Origin of the sequence: Chryseobacterium sp. AG363 (assembly GCF_003610675.1) — a bacterium.
Classification (GTDB): domain Bacteria; phylum Bacteroidota; class Bacteroidia; order Flavobacteriales; family Weeksellaceae; genus Chryseobacterium; species Chryseobacterium cucumeris.
Map to the genome: position 1 here is coordinate 1227523 of NZ_RAQF01000002.1, position 11112 is coordinate 1238634.

General features: G+C 34.5%; 5 protein-coding genes. 1 reads left to right on the plus strand and 4 read right to left on the minus strand.

Translation table 11 applies throughout. The annotated features are described in order from the left end of the window. Positions 1-257 precede the first annotated feature (257 nt). The 3 genes from DEU39_RS05475 to DEU39_RS05490 all read right to left on the minus strand — a co-directional run bounded on the left by DEU39_RS05475 (position 258) and on the right by DEU39_RS05490 (position 7761). On the minus strand, positions 258-4664 hold the full coding sequence (locus tag DEU39_RS05475) for a hypothetical protein (RefSeq protein ID WP_120231220.1): 4407 nt from the start codon (positions 4662-4664) through the stop codon (positions 258-260). Positions 4665-4666: 2 nt separating this feature from the next. Next, on the minus strand, positions 4667-5731 hold the full coding sequence (locus DEU39_RS05480) for a ComEC/Rec2 family competence protein (RefSeq protein WP_120231221.1): 1065 nt from the start codon (positions 5729-5731) through the stop codon (positions 4667-4669). Between the two features lie 896 nt (positions 5732-6627). Continuing rightward, complete coding sequence (locus tag DEU39_RS05490) at positions 6628-7761, minus strand: hypothetical protein (protein ID WP_120231223.1); 1134 nt, start codon at positions 7759-7761, stop codon at positions 6628-6630. Between the two features lie 992 nt (positions 7762-8753). Between DEU39_RS05490 and DEU39_RS24655 the strand changes: the two genes are divergently transcribed. Then, positions 8754-8936, plus strand: coding sequence for a hypothetical protein (locus DEU39_RS24655; protein WP_228436658.1), 183 nt, complete (start codon positions 8754-8756; stop codon positions 8934-8936). A gap of 72 nt (positions 8937-9008) precedes the next feature. Here the strand turns inward: DEU39_RS24655 and DEU39_RS05505 are convergent, their stop codons facing one another. Next, positions 9009-10319 carry a site-specific integrase gene (locus DEU39_RS05505; protein WP_120231225.1) on the minus strand — a complete coding sequence of 437 codons (1311 nt, stop codon included), beginning with the start codon at positions 10317-10319 and terminating at the stop codon, positions 9009-9011. Between the last annotated feature and the right edge of the window lie 793 nt (positions 10320-11112).

An 11112-nucleotide genomic window follows, 5' to 3' on the forward strand; every position in this document is an offset into this window, starting at 1 on the left:
TATATTTTCTTTTACGATATTTTCATACACTGATTTACCTAATGGTGAATAATACATTTGAACCTGGATAAAATCTTTGTTATCAAATCTATATGTCCGAATATTAATCTTCAACTAGTAATATTGGTCTATTAGTTAAACCTATATAGAAAGCTTAGTAAACACAAGTTCTAATTAACTTTTACCCCCTATATATGACAACAGCTGTAAACCCGTTTGCAAACTTCTCGTAATTTTTGTGGTTATTTAACAAAATTTTATTCAGTTAGAAAAGAAACCGAAAGTTTCTTATTATTATAAAAAGCAACACTCGATATTTCTAAATGTCGACGCTGCCCGTCATTCTTGCCGTCATCTCGACTCATATTTAATTTCTCTCCAAGTCCTGTCCAAAAAATTTCGAGGTTATTCTTTCTTAACGCTGCGAGCAATTCATTTTTTCTCACAAGTAAACGTGAAGAAACATTGTATATCGCGGATGGATCGAATGCAATTACTTCGCCTGACTCATTAACAAACTGCCCATCAATATCTCCATGTTTAAGCTTCAAAAGATCAAATAAAATCTTATTGGGTAAAAGTAGATTGGTAGATCCATTATCCTGATCTATGGCATCCCTTTCCCACAGATACTCCAAACAGGTCACTGCAATTTCTCCAATTTTGATTCCACCATTTTCTCCCCTAAGCTCATGCCACTCTCTTCCTCCATAATAAGGTTGAGTTAAATCACTTGTTGCAGGTGACCAAAAATACTCCCGTAAATACAGTTCGGTTCGGGTTTGTGATTCCGGCATCCAACGCCCCCTAAAATTCTGCTGCATAAGCCAATTTGTAATTTTATTTTTCTGTTTCTTAGGCATAAGATAGCTTCGGAGCTGGTACCAGAGATCTCTGTCACCATCTCTCCAGGTGCGAGAAAATTGTAATACTAGCCAATCTACATTTCTTTCATCTTTTACTTCAATCAATTTTCTGAAATCTGGAAAATCCTCTGTGTCCTGCAACCAACTAGCCATTGCTTTTTTTGGTAATTCGTATGAGTAATTCAACCATGAAGCAGATTTGGGAAGCGTCCTGCTTTCCCTTAAAGCTGTAGTAGGTTCAAAATCTCGGACAAAAGGAGCCCAGGCACCTGAAAACTCAGCTTTTTCATCACTATAATATCTTTCATAGTAATCGTAGTTATCTGCCAATCTTGCCAATATCTGATAAAACACGATCCACTGATATTTTTTACCTATTCGTTCAACTTTTGGAGGATTCCTGCCAACATAATCTGGATTACTGTCAATATCACTTAGAACCTGATTATAACCCAATTCTTCAACAATCATTTTAATAGCTAGATTACTTAACAAGTTATCTGGGTAATCTTTCCAATGACTTACTGCTGCACCAAAAGTATACCGTCCAAAGTCACCGTACATATTGCCTCTGGAGCTATGTTCAGTGACCATAGAATTTAAAATATAGTCAATACCTGTATAACCCTTTTTATTCGTGCTTAATTCATTTGAATACTTATTTATTTGTTCATCAGTTGGAGCATCAGGCAAAATTGCACTTTTATTCGATCTCATTACACCTTCGAAAAATGGAAATTCTATCCCTAGATACCGGCAATACTCAAATGTTAGTCTTGCATAGTCGCGAACTAAAATATCAGGTCCGACCCGTTGGTCAATAAATACTTGCCTGATTATGTAAGTTGCTAGCTCTGCAAGAGCTTGGCTATTCTTATTTCGTACAGTAGCACCAAATGCCACCGCATAAATTCGTTGGGTGATATAAGGATCATTCACATTTTCAAAATCTATCATGACAGATTTGAGTAGAGAAATATTCTCTGTAAACAGAAAAATTGCTGCCTTGCTAGCATAATCTCGCAACTCCCGGTTGGTACTACCGAAAAACCAGAACAAAGTCTTGGCTATTGCCTTTATTGAATATTGATCAATAATACCCTTGTTCTTGTAGTCTAGAGCCCACCGTATCATTATTAACACACCCGATCCCCTCTCCTCATAATTATTATTAATAAACACTGTCCAGCTGGCATCTCGCTGTGCTAAGGTTAATCCTGAAAGATAGGTGTGAATAAAATCAATATTCAGAGCATTAGCAGGCTGAAAACTAAATTCTAGTACATTAGTCCAGAATAAGCTGACCATTTGTGGGTTATTGTTCAGAATTTCTCTTAAATAATTACGTGTCTTTTCAGTAATAGACGCCGGTGACCGGTCTTTTAACGATGAAATAAATGCCTGAATAACGCTTTCTTTTTCAATCAGATCCGGAGACAGTTCAAAAATTTCTTTATCAAAATAGAAAGGCACCATAATCGCAGTTGCTTCAATCAAACCTGCATATTGTTCCTCTAAGTCAAAATCTTTGTGTAGGAAAAACAACTTACCATCAGGTTTGACGGCAGATGAAGCGACATCCCAAGAAAGCGACCTTATCAAAAACTGAATTTTTATATATTCTCCGAGTTTTTGATATGCAAAATCAACTCCCAGCTCATCTTCATCTCTTCCAATGAAATAACGGTTTTCATAGAATAAACCATGGCTGATCAGCGCGGCAAAAAAACCATTCTTACTTGTATAGTACTGTACAGCCTTTTCTACAAGCTTAAAAGCTGTTCGATATCTTAAATAGAGTGATTGTTTCTTCCACTGTTTTTTAACAAATTTTTTTATGGCTAAATTAACGATATCTAATTTATAAGATTCATATTTAAATTGATCTTCGTGGCCTAATAGGTCATTAATATGTTCAAAAAAATGGTTATACACTGTTATAGTTCCAACCCAACTGTTCACATCAAGTCTCCCCCGTCTACTTTTATAAAGTAAAGTAAACAGACGAAGAAACAAAGGATTGCTGAATTGCATACTGTAAAATGGTATAATCGGAACAGACATTTTAGCATCTTCAAAGAAAAATTTAACCGCCTCACGTTCTACTCCCCTAAAGCCCATATGCTCTTGGACATGCGATTGATCAATTTCTATGTTTTTGAATAAAGCTCTTTCATAAGAATTTCTATAACTTAGAACAACTTTAATAAATTTGTATCGATCTAAGATGGCAATAAAATCATTAAATTCCCGGTTCCACAATCTGATCCCTTTACCTTCGTTGATAGCATCAATAAAAACAATGACCGGCCTTCCGACCATTCTACCTTTTTTTTCAAGAAGGTCTAGAAATTTCAGTTCATTTATCTGTTGATTACAAAAGTATTGACAGATCTGCCCCCAAATATTCTGTTCTCCATTAAGACTTTGGCCCAATATTAATATACTCAAAGCATTCTCATTCATACGCTTTTTGGCCATAAAACCGAGCAGCTGAGATTTACCATTTCCAGCTTCTCCTTTAATAAGCATATATTTCTTGCCAATAAATATCTTGCTAACTAAAAATTTATACAGTGCATCTAAATCCCTGGTAAATCCCGAGATAGCTTTATGATAGCTCCGAATCGATGTTACTTCGTGCTTTTTCTCCTTCTTCCTTGCATCAATATCGATACGAATCTGCAAAGCAAGGGCAAAATCACTGACTAACTTTAGTAGCTGATTGAAAGAATCACGCGCTAGATTCCAATGCTCTACATTTTCAAAATCATTGATAACATAGTTCACAGATTGACAGGAAACAGCAGCTTTTGCTAGTAAATCTTGATGGGTTTCCTGAAATGTTTTATTGCCACTCGCCTTTGTGTCTAATTTGATATCAGCATAGAACTTAAGAAAATCATTTTCAGGGAGGTTTATATTAATTGAAAAATTTTTTATTGGTTGTAATAATTTATTAATATTCGCAATAACTTTTTCCCTGTAATTTTCTTGTGCGTCCAACTGCTGGAAATAATCTTCAATTGGTAAGGCGAAGTTCATTTCCTGATAACGGGGTTTCAATTCTTTAAGTGCCCTTTCTAGACCACTACTAAAATGACCATCTGATAAATAATTTTCAACCCCAATGTCCAATAATTGGAGATCAGGTAATTTCTTTTCAATAAAACTACTCAAAGCGATGCATTCAAATCCAATAGCTTTATCAAATCGACTAATAACCCCCTGAAGATATGGCAACTCTCCCACCTGTCCACAGATACCACTACCAGAAAATCCTTTACATAAACCTTGGGCTTTACTTTTATTATAGTATTTAAGAAAAGCCCTTTCTGTCTCAACCTGAAACTTAGCTCCATCCATATCTGAAACGTGTAAAAATCCCTGAACGGATTTCAAATTTTCAGTGTAAGTCAGCGATGGATAACCTTTAAACCAAACGTTTGTACGATCAATGTTCAATCCTGCTAATTTAATTTGAGGAATATCATCAAATCCTGGAAATCTTTTTCCATTAATAACAATCGCAACGATATCATCGATATCATCCAATATGATTCTGTCACCTTTTTGTAGTATATACTCCTTTGTCTGGTTTGCAACTTTGATCTTATCAATCTTGACATCCTTACGCTTGGCTCGGTTGTCAAAATCTTTTCCGTAAATGCAATGCTTGGCAGTAAAGATATAGACGAAATCCGAACCAGCCGGTTTATAAATGATACCTGAGCCAGTCTCTTCGTCCTTTGAATTAATGCGGACCGTTACCGAAGCTAAAATGTTGTTATACGTCATTATTACAGATTGATTTTAAGGACCTTACCTTTTTTAGGATATTTACATGTGAAGTTAAAACGAGTCTCCGCATCCTTGTCGGCAGCAAACAGTTTTCTAAAACGCGCATCATCATGGCTAAAATAAAAAATGATCTTTTTTGTCTTATCACGTTCTGGATGCGTAAGAATTTTGGCCAATACTTCTTTATCCGGTATGCCATGTTGGTTATCGCCATCAGCAGAAACGATGAACCGCCTGCAACGGATAATATTTAGTAAATCCGTATGGTAATTTTTTCTACTTCCATGATGGGAAAGCTTCATGTATTTTACTTTCAGTGGGTTCTTTTTTGAATATTGTTTGCCAAGTATACTCAGCAAAATACTCGGGTATGCATCTCCGAGCATAAGTAAACGCTTGTCATCTTCTTCATAAAGAAAAGCAATACTGCTTCTATTGATCAATCCACTTTTGCCCAGATCCTCTTTTGCATCTTTTGCCTTTGAGAGCTCCTCTATAGTCTTAGCATCCTTTGCAGAAGGATCAGAAATATAGACTGGCGGATCACCACCTACATATTGCCTAAATTCGCACCTCCACTTCTCTTTCAGTTCATCAAAAGTCTTTTGGTCAGGTGACAAAACAGTTATTTTTGCATCCCCGAACCTTACGGGTTTAAGGGTATTAATAATATCCTGCCTACCTTTGATATTAAATTTTTGTAGTTGCTTGCTCAGGTTAAAGCCTTTGCCAAAACTTAAAAAAGGAGAATCATCATTTAGCTTAAAAGCATCAAAAAAATTGAACCAGAATCGTCCTATTAATTTTCCCTTATCCTTCTTCTCCTCCTCTCTCAGATATTTTACAGCTCCATTTATATGATCAGCATCTAAATGGGTAAGTATCCATAAGTCTATTAACTGTTTATTTGATTTTATGGTTTCGACCTCTCTTTTTATCTTTGGATAAGATTTAATATATCCGCCATCGATAAAAATATTTCGGCGTCTTCCCTTTTGGTCTTTATGCGTTACCACAAAGGCATCACCGCATCCAACAGGAAGTATTTTAAGTGTAGTACTCATTAATAGGCTTTGTTAAATTTCAGAATTAATATGCAGCTATGACAACTCATATTCACTTTAAAAACCGCAATTTAGATTTTTGTTTATTATTGTGCTGTTTTTAATTTAAATGGTCATCTATTCCAGTTTGATTGTATTTTCTTATTTGGACACTTCGGCTAATGACACTAAATAAGTTAATAGAATCCGGAAATTAATTGATTGGTTTTGATTGGTTTCTCGTAGAGATCGTCGACAACAAACTTTCCTTCAATCTTGTTCTTAGAAAATAAAATGTCATCACTTCGAATTCAGGAAAAATGAAGGTAAACTAGTATAATTGGCACTCATGTTTTATGGTTAAAGTTTTTTATATGGCTATTAATATCACTATTGATATTACATGACTTCTAATTTAAATATTTTATTTTACATATCTATTTAAATTTCCTGGCTGCCAGTGGATTATCTTCAAATTGCTCCAATGAAGTATAGGCGATGGGGCAATATGTAGCTTTTTATAGGCTTTCAGTTTTAAAATATGTTGCTCAGTCAAATATTTATACTCATTAACTAAGTGTTCAGGTATCTCGCCAAACCGTATATGTAAAAATAAATTCTCAAAATTCATAATAGGACTGTATACTTTTATTATAATCACAAACTTCTCAGGTTATTTCTGTAATAGCACGACGATAACAATTGGTCAAAAACTAAAAACTACTTGTTACAAAATAAGGTCAGAGACAGATCTACAAAATATTTTGTTAAAGATAGATTTAACATCTTATGATGTAGATCCCCATTAGGGGGAAGGATATAGATAATAGGTAGAAGAATCAAAATTTAGTTCAAGTTTCTTAATGATACCAAAACATTTTTACATAATGATTTTACAGACCGAGCTAGAAAACTATTTAAAGCTTCGAACAATCCCCGGTTATTGCACCGACCTGGTCATTCTCAGCTATTTGAAGAATATACCCTCCCGACGATTTAAAATCTTTGTCTACCTGCTTATCAATTTTATATGTAATTTTCGCACCAAAACTAACATCAAGTCCTGGTATCTGATTTTTTGCAAGCGTTGCGTTGATATCCTCAACTATTGAGGTAACGGCATTATTCTTTCTTGTTTTATCGATCTTGTAAGAAACGTATTGAAGATTGGTTATCAGAAAAACTTTATCAGGAATCATATACCGTTTATAAAAATCATTTTCAAATCCAACTAATGCTTGATTAGCCGCTTTTTTTTCACATATGAATTTTGCGTACTTTTGTATAAGTGACAAAAAATCACCATTTAGTTTAAGTCGGTAATATTTTATTTCAGCAACATTGTTATTAGTAAGTTTATTGTCAATAGTTACCCGTGTTTCACTTTTTATCTTGTTGGCTGTCTCATTATTAATTGAATTATTCTTAAAATATTGATCTAGATCGGCTTTGATATCAGCTTTGATCTGAGCATTTAATTCTGTTTCCTTTTTTGTTTTTTGAGTATAATCAGAAACGCTTTCTACTTGAATGAACAAACTATAAAGGTGCTCTCTGATATCTTTATTTTCGGCTCTCAATAGCAATGCCTTTTTAGCTTTGTTTGTCACATATTGTGGTGAGTTCCATAAAGTCACAAATTCTGGCTTCACATCTACCAAATGATTTGAAAAATATCCAAATATCAGATCGTCCCAAGAATCCTCATTGCTCCCATTATTGAAAAGTGGTAAAAATTCGCTAGGTGCATTATAATCAACCACATTAACTCCTCTACGGGCTTGGGGACACAAATATCCTAATCTCTTGTATCCGATTTCCGTAACAGAAGTTGCTTCAAATTTTATTGCATTTTTCTGCCCAAAAAATGGAGATCTGTATAAATTTTCGTCGTTGCCATATCCCAACTTATTCCAGGGGCTTCCCGTTTTGTCTACAAAATCCTTTGCCAGAATTTTTTCTCCGTTTAAGGTTATTGAATTTTGCGCTGCTAAAAATACAGGCATTGCAATTAGAAAGAACATTGCAAATGTACAAGTAAATGTTTTCATGGTGTTAAGTTTTAAAAGATTTAACTTGTTATTAGTCAAACAAATATAATAAAATCATCTTTTTGATTATCACTACCTTAGAAATAATTCCAAGTAATACTAATCGATCTAAAAAGCATTTCAATTTTAATAAAATTTGATGAATATAAATTACGGTTTTCCGTACTTAAATAATAAAGAGACATGCACTCGTTTGAAGTTTTCTTGTATTTAAGCCAGTAGTGATTTGCTATATCTTTTACCGCTGTGCAGTTATAAATTGCAAACTTTTCATACCTAGCTCTGTTTGAGCGTCCCATTGCTATAAAATATTATTGCGTTTTATCACAATAGTAATATAAAAATAAAATTAGGGAATCACTTTTTATCAAAAGAACAGTCGAAAAAGACATTCAAAGGTACATAGTGCATCCAACCCACATTCCGCAAAAGACTACGGCATAAACACATGCCGTCGCACATTCCCATCCTTTATTCCGTTTCCTTTTGCCTTCTACAATGCACTATTCCCGGATTGACTTTCTTTTTTTTCCTGTTTTTTCTTTTGAAAAAAATGATTTGGCCCGAGGCTCAGCAGGACTGAAAAAGAGACAAACGTAACAGGATTGTAAATAACTAAAAAACAAAAAAAGATCTACAATCACTCAGAGAAGATTTAAAATCCGATTTTACTCAACTGCTGGAAACAAAATTGAGCACTTCCCCAGCCGAACCTGAATGGTTAAGAAGTAAGGCCGTCCGAAAAATGATGGACATCTCTGCAGCAACACTACAAAACTTAAGAGTATCTGGAAAAATTAGATTCAAAAAAGTAATGGGTTCATATTACTACAATAAACTTGACCTCCTAAAACTCTTTAACGATGAAAAGTGACGCTTCAAAAAATGGATTAGAATATCTTGATAATATATGTGCAGATGCTCGTCTAAACGTTTGGCATATCAGTTTGCTACTTGCTATTGTGAGGCTTGCTTACCGGCAAAATGAGAAAATGATCATTAGAATAAGCAGAAGTAAACTGATGCAGATGTCACACATCGATACAGCTCCCACTTATCATAAATATTTTAAGCAGTTGCAGGAATTTGGTTATATCAAGTATATTCCTTCATACCACCCAGGATACAAAAGTACAATTGAACTTCTTGACCCATTTTTCCGGCGATCAAAGTAAAAGCCTCTGATAAATTATATTATAGAGGCTTTTTTATGTGTCTTTTGATACCGAAACATGCTAAGCAAATATTTAATTGGCTTGAGATCTCTTAAAATCATCAAACTCTTTTTTAAATTGCAGCAAGATGTTTTTAAGATCATCTTGTGGTTCTTTCTCCTGTGCCGCTGATAATTTTGTTTTAAGCTGTGTCATTTCTCTGCTAATGGACTCCTGTTCTGTTAAAGCATATTCCTCTGTCTGTTTAACAGAATAATGCCCTAACATTTCCTTGACAACGTGTATCGACACGCCATTGTTGAGCGTTACTGTGCTGGCGAATGTACGTCGTGCTTTGTGCGTATTAAGATTTTCGCTGACATCGCATAGTTCTGCTATCTCTTTTAAATATTCATTCATCTTTTGATTTGACCGAACAGGTAAGACAGTTCCTCTCTGCATGCAAAGTGGGTCTCTATCACACTTTGCAATGATTTCTAAAGCCTTTGGCAGAAGTGGTATATCTGTTCCCGATTTAGACTTCTGCCGACTGGACATAATCCACATACTTCCGTCGTCTGCTTCTTTAATATCCCGCCACTTTAATTGGAACGCATCTATGTATGCAAGACCTGTATAACACTGAAAGACGAAGATATCCCGAATCACGGATAACCGTTCGGACGAAAATACTTTTTCTTCAATTCTCTGCAATTCTGCTCTTGTTAGAGGTTTCTTTTTGATCTTCGTCTTCTTAGCTGTAAATAGTTTAAAAGGATCTTTTGGAATGATGTCCTTAGCCACTGCTCTCAGTACAATCTTTTTAAAATTACTGATATACTTCAATGAAGTATTATTAGAGCAATTTCGAACAGTCCGCAAATAATGGTTATAATTTTTAACGAATTCGTAGTTAAGCGCGGCGAATGGTAAATCATCTACTTTGTACTTAAACCGGATAAACTCTTTTACATGTGAACGTGCTGTTGTATACCGTTCAAGCGTTCCTTCAGAATAATCTCCCTGTTTCACAAGAGCCGCAACCTCTTCGTTATGCTCTTGGAATTCCTCCAGTACTTTATTCCGCTGCTTGTACTTGCCGTTCACATAATCGATCAGATCAACAGCACTTACCGGTCGTTCCTGATTCAGCAATTCAGTCCTAAAGCTATTTACTTTGGTGGTCAATGAGTCTAGGAAAAAATTAAGCTCTCTCGCGTCTTCTTTGAAGCCAGTAGCCCTTTCATCCTGCTGGCTCCATCTCGCTGCTACCCATTTTCTTTTAGTCGAAGATTCCTTCGCCACTCCATCTACACTGATCCTGATATAGATCAGTCGTTTTGCCTGTTTTTTGTTTTTCGGACTCTTGAGGAAGAAATTCAGTCCATAACTTTGTTCTAACATAATAATACTTTTTAATTGTTATAAATGTCGAACCTAGACTTAAAGCAATCAAGACGTTAAAGTAATTTACAAGTTGAAAATCAACCACTTAAACAACATTCTGTGGCACAGACTTTTAGGCTGTTTTTGAAGATTTTGCGAATCGCCATAAACAAAAAAATCTCGCAAATCGTTGATTTTGCGAGATTTAACTTTTTTTGATTGTTTATAAAAACTTTAAAAACACCATTTTGCGGAGAGTGAGGGATTCGAACCTAAATTCTACAATCAGCACTCTACCTAATATTTCTATCTTTGCAAATAACTACTGCCATGATTCTGCCATAGTTTCAGTTATTATCAAACTTAACTTTTTAGTAATTTAATCCTTTACAAAAATAAAACTTTTCATGATATCTACAAAGTCCTTTTAAGGGACCTCAGCGGTGCATTTTCCGAACACTTTTGTAGAAGATTTGGATAAACTTGCTAAACTCTCGTCATTCATTATCTCAGATTGAAATGTAGAGAATAATTAGATGAAAGTTGTAGTTCATTATAAGACTTGGTGGCAAATACATTATTTTGATTTGGTTATATAAAATCACCAATTTTGTATTTTTTACTAACTTCAACAAATACTTTTAATATTATGAATGATTATGTAAATAGGAAATTTTTAAAAAGTAATAGTCAATTATATTTAGACGGGACTTGTTCTTATTTGAAAAACTATCCATAAGCTTTATATCCTTCTCTTATTTTTAGGTCACTTTTTTAAATAAGATTAAGAGCGTTTGTTTTTATTAGTCAA

Coding starts and splice junctions, on each gene's coding strand:
- DEU39_RS05475 (WP_120231220.1), bottom strand. CDS start 4,664: ATGACGTATAACAACATTTTAGCTTCGGTAACGGTCCGCATTAATTCA.
- DEU39_RS05480 (WP_120231221.1), bottom strand. CDS start 5,731: ATGAGTACTACACTTAAAATACTTCCTGTTGGATGCGGTGATGCCTTT.
- DEU39_RS05505 (WP_120231225.1), bottom strand. CDS start 10,319: ATGTTAGAACAAAGTTATGGACTGAATTTCTTCCTCAAGAGTCCGAAA.
- DEU39_RS24655 (WP_228436658.1), top strand. CDS start 8,754: ATGATCATTAGAATAAGCAGAAGTAAACTGATGCAGATGTCACACATC.
- DEU39_RS05490 (WP_120231223.1), bottom strand. CDS start 7,761: ATGAAAACATTTACTTGTACATTTGCAATGTTCTTTCTAATTGCAATG.